This window comes from Komagataeibacter medellinensis NBRC 3288 (assembly GCF_000182745.2).
In the GTDB taxonomy this organism is placed as follows: Bacteria; Pseudomonadota; Alphaproteobacteria; order Acetobacterales; family Acetobacteraceae; genus Komagataeibacter; species Komagataeibacter medellinensis.
Map to the genome: position 1 here is coordinate 3,008,114 of NC_016027.1, position 16,465 is coordinate 3,024,578.

The 16,465-nt window shown below is 63.0% G+C and carries 19 protein-coding genes; 7 read left to right on the top strand and 12 right to left on the bottom strand.

What is annotated here, in order from left to right:
• The first annotated feature begins 57 nt into the window (after nt 1-57).
• Nucleotides 58-735, top strand: coding sequence for a JAB domain-containing protein (locus GLX_RS13965; RefSeq protein WP_228391294.1), 678 nt, complete (start codon nt 58-60; stop codon nt 733-735).
• Between the two features lie 8 nt (nt 736-743).
• On the opposite strand, the gene GLX_RS13970 is transcribed toward GLX_RS13965, so the two are convergent.
• On the bottom strand, nt 744-1,436 hold the full coding sequence (locus GLX_RS13970) for an HAD hydrolase-like protein (protein ID WP_014106612.1): 693 nt from the start codon (nt 1,434-1,436) through the stop codon (nt 744-746).
• Nucleotides 1,437-1,520: 84 nt separating this feature from the next.
• Between GLX_RS13970 and GLX_RS13975 the strand changes: the two genes are divergently transcribed.
• Nucleotides 1,521-2,192: a JAB domain-containing protein gene (locus GLX_RS13975; RefSeq protein WP_014106613.1), complete on the top strand. Its 672-nt coding sequence runs from the start codon at nt 1,521-1,523 to the stop codon at nt 2,190-2,192.
• A 75-nt stretch (nt 2,193-2,267) separates the two neighbouring features.
• Here GLX_RS13975 and GLX_RS13980 read toward each other — a convergent pair whose 3' ends face one another.
• The 3 genes from GLX_RS13980 to GLX_RS13990 are packed head-to-tail and all read right to left on the bottom strand — an operon-like array spanning nt 2,268 to nt 4,150.
• Entirely contained in the window at nt 2,268-3,413 is a 1,146-nt protein-coding gene (locus tag GLX_RS13980; RefSeq protein WP_014106614.1) for a 5-(carboxyamino)imidazole ribonucleotide synthase, read from the bottom strand.
• On the bottom strand, nt 3,410-3,925 hold the full coding sequence (gene purE / locus GLX_RS13985) for a 5-(carboxyamino)imidazole ribonucleotide mutase (protein WP_014106615.1): 516 nt from the start codon (nt 3,923-3,925) through the stop codon (nt 3,410-3,412). Before purE ends, GLX_RS13980 begins: the two co-directional genes overlap by 4 nt.
• 24 nt (nt 3,926-3,949) lie before the next feature.
• Nucleotides 3,950-4,150 (bottom strand): YdcH family protein, encoded by a 201-nt coding sequence (locus tag GLX_RS13990; protein ID WP_014106616.1) that lies wholly within the window; start codon nt 4,148-4,150, stop codon nt 3,950-3,952.
• 161 nt (nt 4,151-4,311) lie between these two features.
• Here GLX_RS13990 and GLX_RS16750 point away from each other — a divergent pair, with 161 nt between their 5' ends.
• On the top strand, nt 4,312-4,482 hold the full coding sequence (locus GLX_RS16750; protein WP_014106617.1) for a YdcH family protein: 171 nt from the start codon (nt 4,312-4,314) through the stop codon (nt 4,480-4,482).
• 42 nt (nt 4,483-4,524) lie between these two features.
• Here the strand turns inward: GLX_RS16750 and GLX_RS13995 are convergent, their stop codons facing one another.
• From GLX_RS13995 to rpmE, 3 genes are all read right to left on the bottom strand, one after another.
• Entirely contained in the window at nt 4,525-5,112 is a 588-nt protein-coding gene (locus GLX_RS13995; protein WP_014106618.1) for a DUF1013 domain-containing protein, read from the bottom strand.
• Between the two features lie 253 nt (nt 5,113-5,365).
• A complete protein-coding gene (locus tag GLX_RS14000; RefSeq protein ID WP_014106619.1) occupies nt 5,366-5,908 on the bottom strand; it encodes an Hsp20 family protein in 543 nt (180 codons plus the stop codon).
• 190 nt (nt 5,909-6,098) lie between these two features.
• Nucleotides 6,099-6,329 carry a 50S ribosomal protein L31 gene (gene rpmE / locus GLX_RS14005; protein WP_014106620.1) on the bottom strand — a complete coding sequence of 77 codons (231 nt, stop codon included), beginning with the start codon at nt 6,327-6,329 and terminating at the stop codon, nt 6,099-6,101.
• Between the two features lie 250 nt (nt 6,330-6,579).
• Here rpmE and mscL point away from each other — a divergent pair, with 250 nt between their 5' ends.
• Nucleotides 6,580-7,092: a large conductance mechanosensitive channel protein MscL gene (gene mscL / locus GLX_RS14010; protein WP_014106621.1), complete on the top strand. Its 513-nt coding sequence runs from the start codon at nt 6,580-6,582 to the stop codon at nt 7,090-7,092.
• A 132-nt stretch (nt 7,093-7,224) separates the two neighbouring features.
• Complete coding sequence (locus tag GLX_RS14015) at nt 7,225-7,722, top strand: hypothetical protein (RefSeq protein WP_041247458.1); 498 nt, start codon at nt 7,225-7,227, stop codon at nt 7,720-7,722.
• Between the two features lie 151 nt (nt 7,723-7,873).
• Here GLX_RS14015 and secF read toward each other — a convergent pair whose 3' ends face one another.
• Nucleotides 7,874-8,824: a protein translocase subunit SecF gene (gene secF / locus GLX_RS14020; RefSeq protein ID WP_014106623.1), complete on the bottom strand. Its 951-nt coding sequence runs from the start codon at nt 8,822-8,824 to the stop codon at nt 7,874-7,876.
• Between the two features lie 13 nt (nt 8,825-8,837).
• Nucleotides 8,838-10,388, bottom strand: a complete 1,551-nt coding sequence (gene secD / locus GLX_RS14025; protein WP_014106624.1) for a protein translocase subunit SecD — start codon at nt 10,386-10,388, stop codon at nt 8,838-8,840.
• A gap of 245 nt (nt 10,389-10,633) precedes the next feature.
• On the opposite strand from secD, the gene GLX_RS14030 reads away from it, so the two are divergent.
• Nucleotides 10,634-11,674, top strand: coding sequence for a Gfo/Idh/MocA family protein (locus tag GLX_RS14030; protein ID WP_014106625.1), 1,041 nt, complete (start codon nt 10,634-10,636; stop codon nt 11,672-11,674).
• Here GLX_RS14030 and GLX_RS14035 read toward each other — a convergent pair.
• From GLX_RS14035 to GLX_RS14045, 3 genes are all read right to left on the bottom strand, one after another.
• On the bottom strand, nt 11,662-13,488 hold the full coding sequence (locus tag GLX_RS14035) for an ABC-F family ATP-binding cassette domain-containing protein (RefSeq protein WP_014106626.1): 1,827 nt from the start codon (nt 13,486-13,488) through the stop codon (nt 11,662-11,664). The two genes, GLX_RS14030 and GLX_RS14035, sit on opposite strands and share 13 nt — an antisense overlap.
• A 52-nt stretch (nt 13,489-13,540) precedes the next feature.
• Nucleotides 13,541-14,920 (bottom strand): alpha,alpha-trehalose-phosphate synthase (UDP-forming), encoded by a 1,380-nt coding sequence (locus tag GLX_RS14040; protein ID WP_014106627.1) that lies wholly within the window; start codon nt 14,918-14,920, stop codon nt 13,541-13,543.
• A 132-nt stretch (nt 14,921-15,052) separates the two neighbouring features.
• A complete protein-coding gene (locus GLX_RS14045; RefSeq protein WP_014106628.1) occupies nt 15,053-15,793 on the bottom strand; it encodes a response regulator in 741 nt (246 codons plus the stop codon).
• A 139-nt stretch (nt 15,794-15,932) separates the two neighbouring features.
• Here GLX_RS14045 and GLX_RS14050 point away from each other — a divergent pair, with 139 nt between their 5' ends.
• Entirely contained in the window at nt 15,933-16,418 is a 486-nt protein-coding gene (locus GLX_RS14050) for a sigma-70 family RNA polymerase sigma factor (RefSeq protein ID WP_014106629.1), read from the top strand.
• The last annotated feature ends 47 nt before the right edge of the window (nt 16,419-16,465 follow it).

Genomic DNA, 16,465 nt, shown 5'->3' on the forward strand with positions numbered 1-16,465 from the left:
CATGGGCGGGTGCCACGCGGCAGGTATGGGGGAGTGGGGTTGGAGAAGAATGAGGCTGTGAAGAAGCCAGCCGCAACGGGGCCAGGGGGGCACCGGGCGCGCATGCGCCAGCGTATCCGTATGGCAGGGGCGTACTCGCTAGCGGATTATGAACTGCTGGAAGTACTGCTGTTCGCGGCCATTCCGCGCCGTGACACCAAGCCGCAGGCGAAGGCACTACTGGCCCATTTCGGCAGCCTTGCAGCGGTGCTGGATGCCTCCCCCGCCCGCCTGCGGGCCGCAGGGCTGGGGCCGCGTGGGGTTGCGGTCATGGCCTGCCCGGCGCTGGCCGCCCGCAGGCTGGCCCATGCCGACCTGCGCGGGCGCGTGCTGTTTACGGACATGGCGGCACTGCTGGCCTATTGTGACCGCCTGCCCAATCATGAACCCGATGGTGTGCGGCTGTTCTGTCTGGATTCAGCGGGCCAGCTTCTGGCCGATGAAGTGGTACCGCTTGGGGCAGCTGCTCCGACCTGCCGCGCCATGCTCACGCGTGCGCTGGAACTGCATGCCGTCTCCCTTATTACCGTGCGCGATATGGGCGCGGACCTTCCTCCGCCACAGGGCAGTGCTGTAGACCAGCACTGGAGCCGCATGCTGTACACCCATGCCCGCCTGATGGGGATGGATGTACAGGATTGTCTTGTCCGTGGCGGGGGCAGGACGGTCAGCCTGCGCCCTGTCCTGCGGGCCTGATACGGTTTTCAGCTATGGGGATGCGCCCCGGCTGCGGCAAACTGCTGGCTGATGGCACCCAGCAGTTCGGAGGGCTGGGTGACCAGCGCATCGGCCCCGGCCTCGGTCAGTTCCTCACGCGTACCATACCCCCATAGCACGCCTAGCGCGCGGACATGGTTGGCATGCGCGCCGCTGATGTCGAAGCGCCGGTCGCCAATCATCAGCGCGTCCTCGCGCCGGATGTCGTGCTCACGCAGCACGGCGGCAATCAGTTCAGGCTTTTCGGCACCGCTGTCATCATCGCGCGCACCGGACAGGCCATCGAAATACTGCACGAGGTTGCGCAGGTGCAGGATCTTGCGCGCCAGATGGCGCGGCTTGGATGTGGCGACAAACAGGCGCACGCCCTTGGCCGAAAGAGTCTCGATCGTCTCGCGCACATGTTCGAATACCGGGCTTTTATGCATGCCCTCCGATTCGTAATGCTTGCGGTAGAGTGCCATGGCCTCCTGTACCCGGTCATCGCCATAATGGGCGAGGATATGGGCGATCAGTTCCTCAAGCGGGGGGCCGACCACCCATGTCAGGTCTATCGACAGGTCAGGCTCGTGCCCAAGGTCGCGCAGTACGGCGTGGATGGATTCCACAATGCCATCGCGGGAGCGGACGATGGTTCCGTCCAGATCAAAGAGTACGGTATGGGATCTGTTGAAATGCATGCAGGTCTATAACCTCCTTGTCCTGCTTGTCATAATGTACCATCAGGACGGCTTTTGTCCTGAAATTGTTGGGAACGCATCCTTTTGTCCGATTACAGGCCGCAGGCTCCGGTATCTGTTCCCCTTACGGGTACGGTCAGCCGGGCGGATGACCACGCCCTTGTGCAGCGCCTTGTCCGCACGCTCGATCCGGCCCATCCCGCACCGGACCGGCTGGCGGCGGAACTGCTGGCGCGTTTCGGTTCAGCGGGAATGATGCTGTCGGCCCCTGTCGGCGCGCTTGATGAGGTGACGGGCAGGGGAACGGCCATCTCTCCCCTGCTTGCCGTGGTGCGGGAGATGGCGCTACGTCTTCATCGTAGCAGGGTGCGGCATACGGATGTACTGTCCGGTCAGGCGGGGCTGGAGGCATACCTGCAGGCCTGCATGGGCCATGAGGTGATCGAGCAGTTTCGCGTGCTGTTCCTTGATGGGACATTCCGCCTGCTGGCAGATGAACTGATGGGCACCGGCACGGTTAACCATTCCCCCGTCTATCCGCGTGAGATCATGCGCCGTGCCCTGCACCTGCGTGCCGAAAGGCTGGTGCTGGCCCATAACCACCCTGCCGGCCGCCCCGAACCATCGGGCGCGGATATCGAAATGACCATGCGTATTGTTCAGATCGGCAAGCTCATGGGGGTTGCGGTGCATGATCATATCATTGTCGGCAACGGCTGTAGCCACAGCTTTCGGGCAATGGGACTGCTTGGCTGAAGTGACTGATGTGATGCGCCGGTTACCCGGAAAGGGAAAGGCTGGCGTACCCCGCAACGGTGGCGATGGGGGTCCTTAACCGTTCTCCTCTGCGGGCGTTGCCAGTGGGCCAAGAGCTGCCTCAACACCAAACGTGCCGGGTAGGCCGCCATGTGTGAAAAGCACGTTCACATGCCCCATCTTGCGCCCCGGTCGGGCTTCGGTCTTGCCGTAATGATGGGCCAGCAGGCCCGGTGTGGCCATGATTTCGGGCCACAACGCCATGTCATCCGGGCCGATCAGGTTCTTCATCACCGCGTCATTATGGCGGGTGGCGGGCGGCAGTGGCAGGCCGGTCACGGCGCGTACATGCATCTCGAACTGGTCAACCGGGCAGGCATTCATGGTCCAGTGGCCGGAATTGTGTGGTCGGGGCGCGATCTCGTTCACGCGCAGGCTGCCATCATGGTCAACGAACATCTCGACCCCTAGCAGCCCGATCAGGCCAAGCGCCGTGGCAATGCGACGGGCAAGGTCGCGCGCCTGCGCGGCAAGATCCGGAGCAATGCGGGCCGGGGCCAGACTTATGTCGAGAATGCCGTTGCGGTGGCGGTTTTCGGTTACGTCAAACGTGCTGATATCCCCCTGCGCGTTGCGCGCCACCATGACGCTGACCTCGCAGGCGAAGCGCACCATGCCCTCGGCCACCAGCGGATGGGGGCGCAGCGTGTCGAATGCATGGTCCAGGTCCGCTTCATTATGGATGCGTGCCTGACCCTTGCCATCATAGCCCAGTCGCGTGGTCTTGAGGATGAAGGGATAGCCCAACGCTGCCGCCGCCCGGTCCAGATCGGCCCGGCTTTCCACCGCATGCCACGGGGCGACGGGAATGCCGTGTTCCCCCATGAAGGTTTTCTCGGCAATCCGGTCCTGGCTGATCCGCAGGATGGCGCCCGCCGGATGCACAGGCCGGATGCTGGAAAGCAGGTCCAGCCCGTCGGCGCTGATATTTTCGAACTCGAAGGTAATGACATCCACCGCATCGGCAAAGCGGCGCAGGGCGTCATGGTCGTCATACCGGCCCAGGGTCACGGCGTGGGCTACCTGTGCTGCGGGTCCGTTGGCCTCGGCCGTCAGGATATGGGCGCGATAGCCAAGACGGGCAGCCGCAATGGCGGACATGCGGCCCAACTGGCCACCGCCCACAATGCCAAGGACACTACCGGGAGAAAGCGTGCTCATCGGGTCGGTTCATCCGCCACGGATGCCGTCTGCCGTGCGCGCCATGCCGCCAGCCTGTCGCCCAGTTCCGGGTCCGTCAGCGCCAGTATGGAAGCAGCCAGCAGGGCCGCATTGGTCGCCCCCGCCTTGCCAATGGCCAGCGTGCCCACGGGAATGCCGCCGGGCATCTGCACGATGGAAAGCAGGCTGTCCATGCCCTTGAGTGCATGCGATTCGACAGGCACCCCCAGCACCGGCAGCGCGGTCCAGGCCGCACACATGCCCGGCAGGTGCGCAGCCCCCCCAGCCCCTGCAATAATGACCGAAAGCCCGCGCGCCTGCGCCGATTTGGCATAGCTGGCCAGTCGGTCTGGTGTGCGGTGGGCCGATACGATGCGCACCTCATGCATGATATCCAGCGCTTCCAGCACGGCAGTGGCGTGGCGCATGGTTTCCCAGTCGGACTGGCTACCCATGATCAGCCCCACGCGCGGGGAAAGTGTGGTGGAAGGTGAAGGGGAGGGAATGGTCACGTCTGGCGTACTCTCGTGAGATATTCAGGCAATGCTGTCAGGGATCAGGCGGCTTTCCAGCCATGTGATCTCATCTTTGAGCAGGAGCTTGCGCTTTTTCAGCCTTTGCAGTTGCAACTGGTCCGTCACCTGCTGGGCCATGCGGCTTATGACCGTATCAAGATCACGGTGTTCGCTGCGCAGTTCGTGCAGCTTGCGAAGGAGGGTATCGCGATCTGTCAGCATGGCGGCTCATCTGTTAGGTGGGCATGTCGCTATCCTAAGCATATCCGCCGTAAAACGCGAAATGCAGGAGATGATGCCCTTGGCCTGCAATTTTAACATGGAATTTGCTCGCGCGTCTGGTCTAGCCTGATCGGGTTGCACACGAAACGCTGGAGGTATCCATGTCGTACGAAGCACGTATCAACAGCCTTAAGAGCCGTCATGCCCGGCTTGATGCCCGCCTTTTTGACGAGGATCGGAGACCGCTGCCCGATGCGGGGACCATACGCCGCCTCAAACTTGAAAAACTGCGCGTAAAGGAAGAGATCGAACGCCTGGCCCGACTGGGCTGAACCCGTAACCCCGCCGCCCCTTGCCGGGGCGGCGGGCGCGGGTCAGATGACGCGGTCGTCCTCGTCATCAAGTTCCAGCGGCTGGGGTACGGCCTGACCTTCGCGCGCGAGGCGTTCATTGGCAGCCAGCACCATGGCGTTGAGGTCAGTCTGGCTGCATAGGCCCAGTGTTACCGGGTCACGCGGCTTGATGTTCGCGCTGTTCCAGTGCTGCTTGGTGCGTATTTTCTCGATCGTGTCCTTGGTGGTGCCCAGCAGTTTGCTGGTCTGCTGCTCGGACAGTTGCGGGAAATTGCGCAGCACGAAGGCAATCGCATCCGGGCGGTCGTTGCGCTTGGCAACCGGCGTGTAGCGCGCACCCTTGGAGCGACGGTTGATCGGGTTAGCCGGGGGCAGGATCTTGAGCCGCGCCTCGGGGTCCTTCTCGCAGCGTGTAATTTCCGCCTGGGTCAACTGGTGGTTGGCAATCGGGTCGTAACCCACGATTCCCTGTGCCACTTCCCCATCGGCAATGGCCTGGACTTCAAGGGGGTGCATGCCACAGAATTCAGCAATCTGGGTAAAGGTCAGCGCCGTCTTTTCAATAAGCCACACGGCGGTTGCCTTGGGCATCAGGGGCAGGGCAGTCATTATCAATCAGGTCCTACAGCGTGTGGCGCCACACGCAGGCACCTGAAAGGGTGTTCGGAACGACCCCATATTCTGGTGGGAGCCGTGCGTACCTGCTGGCGCGCCAGAAACAGAAAACACTCGTGGCAGTGATATGAAGGTTGCGGGTGGCAAAGGTCAAGACTTCAATCCATGCGTCCGGAATGTTTCTCGTTAATAAAAAACAGGGGCGGACCACTGGCCCGCCCCTGCTGCAGATCATCGGGTATGCCCTTTACGCAGCACAACATCCGGCTACTTGCGCCGTGGGTACTGCGGTCTGTGCCGCCATCGCGGGGTGGGTCATGCCAGCTTTCGCCGGATCGGTAGCAGCGGCCTCGTTGCCTGCCATGGCACGGCCGGATGAGACGGGAATGCGCCGGGGCTTGAGGGCTTCGGGCACGATCTGGCGTACGGCGATGCGCAGCAGGCCGTTGGTCAGGTCCGCGCTTTCCACCACCACATGGTCAGCCAGCACGAAGCGGCGCTCGAATGCGCGGGTGGCAATGCCGCGATAAAGCATTTCACGCCCCTGCGCGGGGGCGTCGCCCACACGACCGGATACGATCAGCGTGTTGTCCTGTACCGTAAGTTCGATGTCATCAGGCCCGAAACCCGCCACCGCCATGGTCAGGGCATACTGGGCATCGGACAGTTTTTCTATGTTGTAAGGGGGGTAGGATGGGCTGACCGGGTTCTGGGTTGCCGTATCGACGAGTTGTGCCAGACGGTCGAATCCTATGGCGCTGCGGAACAGCGGCGCGAAATCATAAGCCATTTTATAACCTCCATGAAGCAAGGTCTGTATTGATGCGGCCCCTCGGTCGAGCAGGCCGCCATTTCCGGGTAATGCGCGTGGACCCGCTTGGGCATCCGGCGCATTCCAGACATGGGAATGCCCGGCCCCCCGTTCAAGGGACCGGGCATTTCCGGCAGTCAAGGCTTCATGAAGTGTGGGCGGAGGACGATCAGTCCTTTTTGCGCTGTCCCAGCGCGCCGAACTTCTTGTTGAACTTGGCGACCTGGCCCCCGGTGTCCATCATGCGCTGCACGCCGGTCCACGCCGGATGCGACTTGGGATCGATGTCCAGGCGCAGCGTGTCACCAGCCTTGCCGTAGCAGGAGCGTGTCTTGTACTCGGTGCCATCTGTCATGATGACATTGATTTCGTGATAGTCGGGGTGGATGCCGGATTTCATTTCAAACAACTTTCGCGCTGGGCCCACCGATGCCGACCGGGGGCGATGTATCGGCAGGCGTATAGACGACAATTACTGCCAAGATCAACACCCCAAACCATAAAACCCGCCACTCCAGCCACGGGCAGGGTGTTACCGCATTGCATCACGGACGGGCAAGCAGGCAGGGGGGCGGTAATATGTTGTCGTCATGGCGTTGGGTTGTTGCTAGAGGTTGGTTATCTTCTGTCAAATTAAAGGATTGGCCTTCATGGCAAAACTGCCGGACCATGTGCCCGACCTGCACGTAAAGGATCTTCACGTCCCTGGCTGGCTGGGGGAATTCCGCTCGTTCCTGATGCGCGGCAATGTTGTGGACCTGGCGGTCGGTGTGATCGTGGGTGCTGCGTTCACCGCAATCGTGAACAGCCTGGTCAAGGATATTTTTACTCCCATCCTGGGCCTGCTGATCGGCGGCATCGACTTCACCAACCTGTTCGTCACCCTGCGCGGCCCGCACCTGGCCACGCTGGCGGAGGCACAGAAGGCCGGGGCGGTCACGCTCAATGTCGGGCTGTTTCTCAATGCGGTGATCCAGTTCATCATCATCGGCTTCGTGATCTTCTGGGTGGTTAAGGTTATCAATCGCCTGACGGTGAAAAAAGAGGCCGAGAAGCCCGCCGCCCCCGCTGCGCCGCCGCGCAACGAGGTGCTGCTGCAGGACATTCTTGATGTGCTGAAAGCTGACGCCGCACAGAAGGGTGTCGCCACGCCCAAGGCGTAAGTACCCTGAATATGCTGCTACTGCATGGCGGGCACCCGAAAGGGTGCCCGTTTTTTATGTGCGCTGTCCCGTCGGCCTTGTGCAGTCTGCCCGAACTGCCCAATATCCATTCCATGTGGGGGCGGTTGCTTTATGACTGATTTCAAACAACATGTACGTGCGGGCCTGCTCGCGGTAACGGCTGCGGCCCTGCTTGCAGGCTGCCGCGCCGCGCCGGAGCGTGACATGGCGCGCCGCCTGCCGCCTCCGGCACAGGATTACCTGCTGATCACATCCTACTTCATGGCGGAAGGTGCACTTGTCAGTCGCCTGCAGGATGGGGGCCTGTCGGGTCAGCAGGTGTATGACATGGCCATCTCGCTCAAATACGGCAAGCGCATGCTGGTGGCAGCGCTTGAAAAACCCTCACCTGCCGCACGCCGCAGGGGCAGGCAGGCGGTGGAAATCATGCTGGCCTGTACCAGCCAGCCCGACCCCGCCACGCTGGGGGGGCGCACGCCTGCCCGCTGTCTTCCTGGTGCGCCGCTATTCCCTTCGGCCGCAGGGCATGCGGCAGGCATACCCGATGCAGACAGGCCCCACGCAAACGGGCAGGCGCAGCCGCAACCGGCCGGACCTGCCCGTAAGTAGCGCGTGCCCCCGCACAGTATTTGTGCGGGTGGCCATGCCTGTCGGCCCCTAGAGCAATTCCACTGAACTCTGGCTCAGTGAAATTTCTCTAACTCATTGTTTATCGCGCATCTTCACCAGTTCGAATGTGTCCATTCAAACTGGATCTGCTCTAGCTGCGGGCAGGCGGGCGGGTGTCACGCCGCAGCCGTTTTTCGCCCATTAGCAGCAGCAGGGGCGCTGCGATAAAGATGGAGGAAGACGTACCCACCACGATCCCGAACAGCATAACCCACGCAAAGCCCGACAGGCTCGCGCCGCCAAATAGCGCCAGAGGCAGGGCCGCAAGGAATACGGTGCACGACGTGCCCAGCGTGCGGCTGAGTGTTTCATTGATCGACAGGTCAATCAGTTCCGCCAGCGGCAAGGTGCGGTATTTGCGTAGGTTTTCACGCACGCGGTCATACACAACCACCTTGTCGTTGGTGGAGTAGCCAAGGATGGTCAGGATGGCGGCCACCATCACCAGATCGAACTCGAAATGCGTGATGACAAGGAAACCGATGGCCTTGGTCAGGTCCAGCACCAGCGTCACCACCGCGCTGACCGCGAACTCCCATTCAAAGCGGAACCAAATATAGGCCAGGATCATCAGCAGGCTGATACCCAGCGCCAGCATGCCGTTGCGGAACAGTTCCCTCGAGACCGAAGCGCCGACCGCATCCGCGCGCAGCACCTGCGCGCCGGGCAGGGTGGCTATGGCATGGCGCACGGAGTCGACCATGGCCTGCGTGCGGGCCTCATGGTCGGGTTCGCTGTCGGGTGGCGTATCAAGCCGGATCAGCACGTCATCCGGCCCGCCAAAGGACTGCACGCCGGCAGCACTGACATGCTGGGCGGCAAGAGCGGCGCGGATGGTGTTGAAATCCGCCGGCCCCTGCGTGCGCGCTTCCACCACGATGCCGCCCCGGAAGTCCAGTCCCAGCGTCAGGCCAGGGTGGAAAAACAGGATCAGCGAGGCGATGGACAGAACGGCCGATGTGGCGAGACCGATGAACCGGCCACGCATGAAGTTGATTTTCGTGCCACGCGGCACGAACCGGAGAAGGGGACGGTCAAACATCATGCGGCGCGCCTCAGACCGGTAGGGTGCTGGGGCGTGTGCGGGCATACCAGCGCACCATCAGCATCCGGGACAGGAGAAGGGTGGTGAACAGGGTCGTCACGATACCGATCGTGATCGTGAGTGCGAATCCACGCACCGGCCCGGTTCCAAAAACGAACAGCATCACATGCGCCAGCAATGCGGTGGCGTTACTATCCACGATCGTGGCGGTCGCCCGCTCGAAGCCCGCCTGCATGGCCTGCAGCGCGCTGCGGCCACGGGCTACTTCCTCGCGGATGCGTTCGTTGATCAGGATATTCGCATCCACCGCCATGCCCAAAGTCAGCAGCATGCCCGCCATACCTGGCAGGGTCAGCGTTGCCTCGAACAGCGAGAGGATGGCGGTCATGAGCACAAGGTTGGCCAGCAGGGCGATATTCGCGTACCAGCCAAAGCGGCCATAGAACAGCGCCATGAACGCGATCACCAGCACAAAGCCGGCAGCAAGGCTGTAGCCGCCCGCGCGGATCGAATCCGCACCCAACGACGGACCAATGGAACGCTGTTCAATCACGTTCAGCGGTGCGGGCAGCGCGCCCGCGCGCAGCAGCAGCGCCATGTCGGTCGCCTGCTGGGCACTGAAACCGCCGGTAATCTGCCCGCTCCCGCCGGTAATGGCGGTACGGATGACCGGGGCCTCGATCACCTTGTTATCCAGCACGATGGCGAAGCGCTTGCCCACATTGGCCCGCGTGACATCGCCAAATTCCTGCGCGCCGGTCGAATCGAAGGTGAAGTTCACCGCCCATTCGCCACTCTGCTGGTCGATCGAGGCGCTGGCGTTGGTCAGGTCCGCGCCATCCACATCCACATGCGAGAACACCGGCAGCTTGCTCTGCCCGTCGCTCATGGGCAGCAGGTCCACGCCCGGCGGGGGTACGGCGGAACCGATGGCGGAATCGGCCACCAGATGGAATGTCATCTTCGCCGTGGTGCCCAGCAGGTTTTTTACCCGCTCGGGGTCGCTGATGCCGGGTAGTTCGACGATGATCCGGTCCTCGCCCTGACGGGTGATCTCGGGGTCGATCGCGCCGGTGGCGTCAATACGGCGGCGCACGATCTCGATCGACTGGGTCACCGCGTCATAGGCACGTTGGCGGGCGGCATCGGCCGAAAGGGTCAGGTTGATCTGACCGCCATCGCCCGGCTCAACCGTGAACTCGCCCGGCACGTTCATCGGCATGGCGCGCAGGGCCTTGAGGTCGGGCTGCGTCTCATCCGGTGTGCGTGGCGTAAACGTCACGCCATGTGCGGTGGTGGCCAGGTTGCGGTAGCCCAGGCTGTTCTTGAGCAGTGTCTGGCGCGTTTCATCCTGCAGGCCGCGCAGCCTGTCGGCGGCGACACTGTTCATGTCCACTTGCAAAAGCAGGTAGGAGCCACCCCGCAGGTCAAGCCCGAGGTGGATCTGGCGCCAGGGCAGGGATGCCATGGGCTGGCTTATGACATTGGGCAGGCACAGCGCCAGCCCGACCAGACATATGCCAATGACCGAGGCCATTCTGAGCCGACTGTAATACATCATGACTTGATGGTGTGCTCCCTACGCCCGGCTGAGCCGGTTCCCTTGTCCGGCATGGTCAATGTCTCGTGTGCACGAAATTCAGTGGCGGGAACATGCCGGTCCGCGCCCGATGATGCAACCGCTGATCCGCCACACACCCGGCAGACGTTGCCGTTTTGCCGCATGTCCCGCACCATTCATGCCCGCTGTGAGCGTGGCGGGACTGTGCGCGCGCCCCGTCGCCTGCTAATCGGGATGAACGGAACATGACAGGGCAGGAACGGGGCATGACGCAGGCGGCAGGCGGCAACATGGCGGGGCGGCAGTTACGCATCGGCATTGTGGGGGCCGGGCATTTTGGCCGTTTCCATGCGCTCAAGGTGCTGGATTCCCCGCGTGAAGCCCTTGTGGGCATCCATGATCCCGATACGGAGCGTGCGCGCGTGGTGGCGCGGGAGACAGGTGGCGTGCCGGTGCTGTCCTATCCCGACCTGCTGGCATGTTCGGATGCGATCATTATTGCGGCTCCCGCCGAATACCATTTCGACCTGGCTCGGCAGGCCCTTGCGGCCGGGCGGCATGTGCTAGTGGAAAAACCCATGGCCGCAACGCTGGAACAGGCGGACGAACTGGCGCATCTAGCGCAGGCAGCCGGTGTGGTGCTTCAGGTGGGGCATTTGCTGCGCTACTCGGCCGAGCACCGCGCTATTACCGGGCGTATTTCCCGCCCGCTCTATATCGAGGCTACGCGTATTGCCCCTTACAAGCCGCGTGGCACGGATGTCTCGGTCATCCTTGATCTCATGATCCATGACCTTGACCTGGTGCTGGCCATCGTGGACAGCCCGATCGAGAGCGTGGACGCGCTGGGGGCGGCTGTCAGTTCGCCTTTCGAGGATATTGCCAACGCCCGCGTACGCTTTGAAAACGGGTGCGTGGCCACCATCGCCGCAAGCCGCATTTCCCTCAAGACCGAGCGGCGGATGCGCGTATTTTCGCAGGAAGGCTATCTGTCCGCTGATTTCATGAAGCGGGAACTGACCATGATCGGGCGCGAACGGGGCCTGCCACTGCCCGGCACCGGCGGCTTCCGGCGCGAAGCCGTGACATGGCGCGACCACGACACACTGGCCGCCGAACACGCCGCCTTTGCCGCATCGTGTCTTGATGGGGCAAGGGTGTTGGTCGATGCAGCGGCGGGACGCCGCGCGCTGGCCGCTGCCCTTGCGGTAACGCAGGGCATTGCCGCCACCCGTGCACGGATGGAGGCATCGGGCCTGATCATTCCCCCCGTTCAGGAAGACTGAATCGTCTCGCGTAGCATTTCCAGTTCCAGCCAGCGTTCTTCGGTCGCCGTCAGGTCGGCTTCGGCCTTTTCCAGTGCGGTGGTGGTGGCGGTAAAGGCAGCCGGGTCACGGGCGTATAGGCCCGCATCGGACAGAACGGCACGTAGCCGCCCGATCTCGGACTCCAGCGCCGCCATCTGCTTGGGCAACTGCTCAAGCGCGTGCCTGTCCTTGTAGGACATTTTGCGCGCGGGCTGGCGGGGGGAGGAAGAAGGCGCGACGTCGGTTCTGGCCAGTGTGGTTTCCGCGCGTTCCTGCCGGGGGCGTGCCGCCAGCGTGGCATCCTGGCGCTGGGCCAGCATGTCGCTGTAGCCACCAGCGTATTCCACCCATTTCCCACTACCTTCCGCCATCAGGATGGAGGACGCGACCCGGTCAAGGAAGTCACGGTCATGGCTGACCAGCAGCACCGTGCCGGAATAAGCCGCCAGCATGTCCTGCAGCAGGTCGAGCGTTTCAAGGTCCAGGTCGTTTGTCGGCTCATCCAGCACCAGCAGGTTGGAGGGCCGCGCCAGCGCGCAGGCCAGCATAAGCCGTCCCCGCTCCCCCCCCGACAGCACGCCCACAGGCGTACGTGCCTGCTCGGGGCGGAACAGGAAGTCCTTCATGTAGCCGATGACATGACGTTTCTCATCGCCAACCTGCACCATGTCGCCGCCGCCGCCCGTCAGCGTATCCGCCAGCGTGGTGTTGGGATCTAGCGAGCGGCGCTGCTGATCCAGTGTCACGACATTGAGCGCGCTGCCGATCTTGATGGTGCCGGAATCCGGTTTGTCCAGTCCCGTCAGCAGGCGCAGCAGGGTACTCTTGCCCGCGCCATTGGCCCCCACGATCCCCAGCCGGTCCCCGCGTAGGACACGCAGGTCCAGGTGGCTGACCACCGGGTGGGCGGGATCATAGGCGCGTGACATGTCTTCTGCCACCGCGACCAGTTTACCTGACAGGTCGCTTTCGCGGGCTTCCATCTTCAGGCCACCGGGCTGCTTTATGGCGGTGCGGCGGGTATTGCGCAGTTCGGCCAATTCAGCCACGCGGCGGACGTTGCGCTTGCGGCGTGCAGTCACGCCGTAGCGCATCCAGTCTTCTTCGCGCGCGATCTGGCGGTCCAGCTTGTGGCTGTCGCGCTCTTCCTGTTCCAGCACGTCTTCGCGCCATGTCTCGAAACGCGCGAATCCCTGGTCCAGCCTGCGGGTGACACCCCGGTCCAGCCACACGACCGAACGCGACAGCGTTTCGAGCAGGCGGCGGTCATGGCTGATGATGACCATGGCCGAGGACAGCGAAAGCAGTTCACGCTCCAGCCATTCAATGGTGGGCATGTCCAGATGGTTGGTGGGTTCGTCCAGCAACAGCAGGTCGGGTTCGGGCGCCAGGGCACGCGCCAGTGCGCAGCGCCGTGCTTCACCGCCAGACAGCGTGGCGGGATCTTCCGTGCCGGTCAGCCCCAGTTCGCCCAGCAGTAGTTCGGCGCGGTATTCCGGGTCGCCCGGTCCCATGCCCGCGCGCACGTAATCCAGTGTGGTGGCGAAGCCGGACAGGTCGGGTTCCTGCGGCAGGTAGCGCACGGTGGTGCCGGGCTGGACAAAAACGGTGCCATCATCGGCCTGTATCTCACCCGCCGCAATGCGCAGCAGGGTGGATTTTCCACAGCCGTTACGACCGACAAGGCACAGCCGCTCACCGGGGCCTACGCCAAATCCCGCCCCGTTGAGCAGCGGCGCGCCCCCAAGGGTAAGGGTAATGTCCTGAAGGAGAAGAAGGGGAGGAGAAGCCATACCTGCTTATGTCCCTTCCATGGCCCCGTATGCAAGGCCGCTATGGGGTGGGTCAGCCCTGTGCCGGACCTTCCAGTATGTTCAGGAATGACAGCCCCCAGCCCAGCGCGGTGCGGCTGGCGATGCTGTCCCAGCACGCCTGCCAGCGTTCACGCCGTTCATCGGCTGACATGACCATCGCACGTTCCAGTGCATCGGCCATGTCATCATGGTCGAGTGGATTGACCAGTATCGCGGCCTCAAGCTGCTTGGCGGCCCCGGCCAGGCGGGAGAGGATCAGGACACCGGGGTTTTGTGGGTCCTGAGCTGCGATGAACTCCTTGGCTACGAGGTTCATTCCGTCGCGCAGGGGCGTGATGTAGCCGATATCGGCCAGCCGCATGTAACCTGCCACCGTAGGGCGCGGGCTGCCGCGTGTCAGGAATCGCAGTGGCGTCCAGTCCGCCTGCCCGCGATGGGCGTTTAGCTGGCCGATCTGATGCTCCAGCCTGTTGCGCAGTTCCTTGTAAGACGCCACATCCGTCCGACTTTCCGCCGCGATCTGCAGGAACGTGACCTGGCGTTCGCGCTGGGGATAGGTTTCCAGAAAGCGTTCATAGCCAGCCAGCCGGTGGTCCAGACCCTTGGTGGGGTCCATGCGGTCCACTCCAAAGACCAGCCTGCGCCCCGCAAGTGAGTTGGACAGCCTGCGCAGGTCATTGGAACCTGCCGCATCCCGCGCCGTGGCGGCAAAGCGCGTGGGGTCGATTTCGACGGGGAAGGTGCCGACTCGCACCGTATGTCCCTCAAACTCCAGGGCATCGTCCGTCCTGGCAATAGCGCCGGCCGTGCGGGTGGCGGCAAAGATGAAATTGGCCGTGTCATCCGCCGTCTGGAAACCCAGCAGGTCGGCACGTAGCAGGTCGCGCAGGAAGGTGCCCCCGTCAGGCGCCGTGGCCAGCATGTCCGGCGCGGGGAAGGGGGTGTGGAGGAAAAAGCCTATGGGCTGGCGCACCCCATGGCGGCGCAGCAGGGCGGCGAGGGGCAGCAGGTGATAGTCGTGGATCCAGATGATGTCATCCGCGCGCAGGAGCGGGAGGAGGTTCTCACAGAACCGTTCGTTGACCGACCAGTAGCTGGCAAGCTCGCGCCGCTCGAAGTGGATGTGCTCGGGCAGGGAATGCATGAGCGGCCACAGCGTGGAATTGGAAAAACCGGTATAGTAGTTGCGGTGCTCGGCCGGGGTCAGGCCGATGGTGGCATACTGCACGCCTTCGGCGTTCTGGATCGCGGGGGGGAGGTGAGCCGCGTCGGGATGGCAGGTGCCGTTCCAGCCAAACCACATGCCGCCCTTGCGCGCCAGCAGGTCCTTGAGCACAACGGCCAGACCGCCTGGACGCAGCCCTTCCTTGGGAACGGGAACGCGATTGGAGACAATGACCAGCCGTTTCATTCTGCCCTCTATACAATTAAGCGGTCGCTATGGTGGCGCCGCTCCGCCTGACTGCACGGCCAGTGCGGGCAGCATACATGCAACGGCCAGGCGAGGGGATGCCGCTGGCGCCAGTACTGGCATGCGGCTGTGTCAGTTCAGTGACACACCGCCCGATACCGCCTGATAAGTTGAGACCGCCAGCGTAAGTGGCTCGAACGGTTTGGTAATGACGAAAGCCGGTTCGATCGTGTCTCCCGTAAGCAGGCGTTCGGGGTAGGCGGTCACGAAGATGATGGGAATGTCCTGGTGCCGGAGAATGGCGGAGACGGCATTCATGCCATCGCCCCCGTCGCCAAGGTTGATGTCGGCCAGAATCAGGCCGGGGTGGGTTTCGCGTGCAAGGCGCACGGCCTCGGCCTCGCTGCTGGCCACGCCGGCAATGGTGTGGCCGCACTGGCGCACCAGTTCCTCGATATCCATCGCAATGATGGGTTCGTCTTCGATGATCAGCACGCTGGTCTGCGCGCATGAGCGCAGGCGGGCATGGGCATCTTCCAGCATGGCGGTAGCCTGCGTGGGGTTGAGGGACAGGACGCGTGCTGCATCGGCCATGCTCAGTTCCTCCAGCGCAGTGAGCAGGAGCAGCTTGCGCGCCACAGGCGGCATGCCTCTCCCTTGCGTATTTTCCACGCTGTTCTGTGCATGGTGGCGTGAGATCCACTGGTACAGGCGTAGCCTGGGCGGCAGGGAGGGATCATCCACCGCCATGAGTTCGCGCAGGCTCTCGGCCACCAGCAGGTCTCCACTGGACTGGCTGCCACACAGTGCGCGGGCATAACGCCGGGCATAGGGCAGGGCGCGAAGCAGGTCTTGACGCCGTGATAGCGGCATGAGGCATTCATCTCCCCGGATAAACTGTTACACTCCGGATCATGACAGCGTTAGGCTGTGCTGCAAGAGTTGAAGAGTAAACAAACTGGAATCCAGAATACCATTTGATCCGCTGGTGGTCACGCACTTGCATGGAGAGATGCTCTCCCTCCTGCCGCAACTGCGCGGATTTGCCCGTTTCCTGACCGGGCAGGCCGCGGCAGCGGATGATCTGGTGCAGGAAACGGTTCTGCGCGCGCTCGGTGCGCTGGAGCAGTTTACGCCGGGCAGCAGCATGAAGGCATGGCTGTACACCATAGCCCGCAACCTGTTTTACGAGCAGGCCCGCCACAGGCGGCGCGAGCGCGACGTGATGTCGGACTATGCCCGATGCCCCGACCGCCTGGACCTGGAAAGTGGTAATGCGGAAGGGGAGGCGGACGCCCTGCGTGACCTTGATGGTGCGATTTGGCAGCTTTCTCCCCTCCTGCGTGAGGCGCTGGTGCTGGTGGGCGTGCAGGAAATGACTTACGCCGAGGCTGCGGCCGTATGTGGTGTGACGGTGGGTACCATCAAGGCTCGCGTCTCGCGTGCGCGTGCACAGATCGTGGACTACATGGGTCCCGGCGGCCCGGGTGGGAGGTAGGGCAAGCTTTTTCATATGCTCGCATTTTCGTTACCTGACCGGATGTA

What these genes read in the sequence shown, in the direction of transcription:
- GLX_RS13970 (WP_014106612.1), bottom strand. Translation starts at nt 1,436, where the DNA reads ATGCATTTCAACAGATCCCATACCGTACTCTTTGATCTGGACGGAACC.
- GLX_RS13980 (WP_014106614.1), bottom strand. Translation starts at nt 3,413, where the DNA reads ATGAGCACGCTTTCTCCCGGTAGTGTCCTTGGCATTGTGGGCGGTGGC.
- GLX_RS13990 (WP_014106616.1), bottom strand. Translation starts at nt 4,150, where the DNA reads ATGCTGACAGATCGCGATACCCTCCTTCGCAAGCTGCACGAACTGCGC.
- GLX_RS16750 (WP_014106617.1), top strand. Translation starts at nt 4,312, where the DNA reads ATGTCGTACGAAGCACGTATCAACAGCCTTAAGAGCCGTCATGCCCGG.
- GLX_RS13995 (WP_014106618.1), bottom strand. Translation starts at nt 5,112, where the DNA reads ATGACTGCCCTGCCCCTGATGCCCAAGGCAACCGCCGTGTGGCTTATT.
- GLX_RS14000 (WP_014106619.1), bottom strand. Translation starts at nt 5,908, where the DNA reads ATGGCTTATGATTTCGCGCCGCTGTTCCGCAGCGCCATAGGATTCGAC.
- rpmE (WP_014106620.1), bottom strand. Translation starts at nt 6,329, where the DNA reads ATGAAATCCGGCATCCACCCCGACTATCACGAAATCAATGTCATCATG.
- mscL (WP_014106621.1), top strand. Translation starts at nt 6,580, where the DNA reads ATGGCAAAACTGCCGGACCATGTGCCCGACCTGCACGTAAAGGATCTT.
- GLX_RS14015 (WP_041247458.1), top strand. Translation starts at nt 7,225, where the DNA reads ATGACTGATTTCAAACAACATGTACGTGCGGGCCTGCTCGCGGTAACG.
- secF (WP_014106623.1), bottom strand. Translation starts at nt 8,824, where the DNA reads ATGTTTGACCGTCCCCTTCTCCGGTTCGTGCCGCGTGGCACGAAAATC.
- secD (WP_014106624.1), bottom strand. Translation starts at nt 10,388, where the DNA reads ATGATGTATTACAGTCGGCTCAGAATGGCCTCGGTCATTGGCATATGT.
- GLX_RS14030 (WP_014106625.1), top strand. Translation starts at nt 10,634, where the DNA reads ATGACAGGGCAGGAACGGGGCATGACGCAGGCGGCAGGCGGCAACATG.
- GLX_RS14035 (WP_014106626.1), bottom strand. Translation starts at nt 13,488, where the DNA reads ATGGCTTCTCCTCCCCTTCTTCTCCTTCAGGACATTACCCTTACCCTT.
- GLX_RS14040 (WP_014106627.1), bottom strand. Translation starts at nt 14,920, where the DNA reads ATGAAACGGCTGGTCATTGTCTCCAATCGCGTTCCCGTTCCCAAGGAA.
- GLX_RS14045 (WP_014106628.1), bottom strand. Translation starts at nt 15,793, where the DNA reads ATGCCGCTATCACGGCGTCAAGACCTGCTTCGCGCCCTGCCCTATGCC.
- GLX_RS14050 (WP_014106629.1), top strand. Translation starts at nt 15,933, where the DNA reads ATGCTCTCCCTCCTGCCGCAACTGCGCGGATTTGCCCGTTTCCTGACC.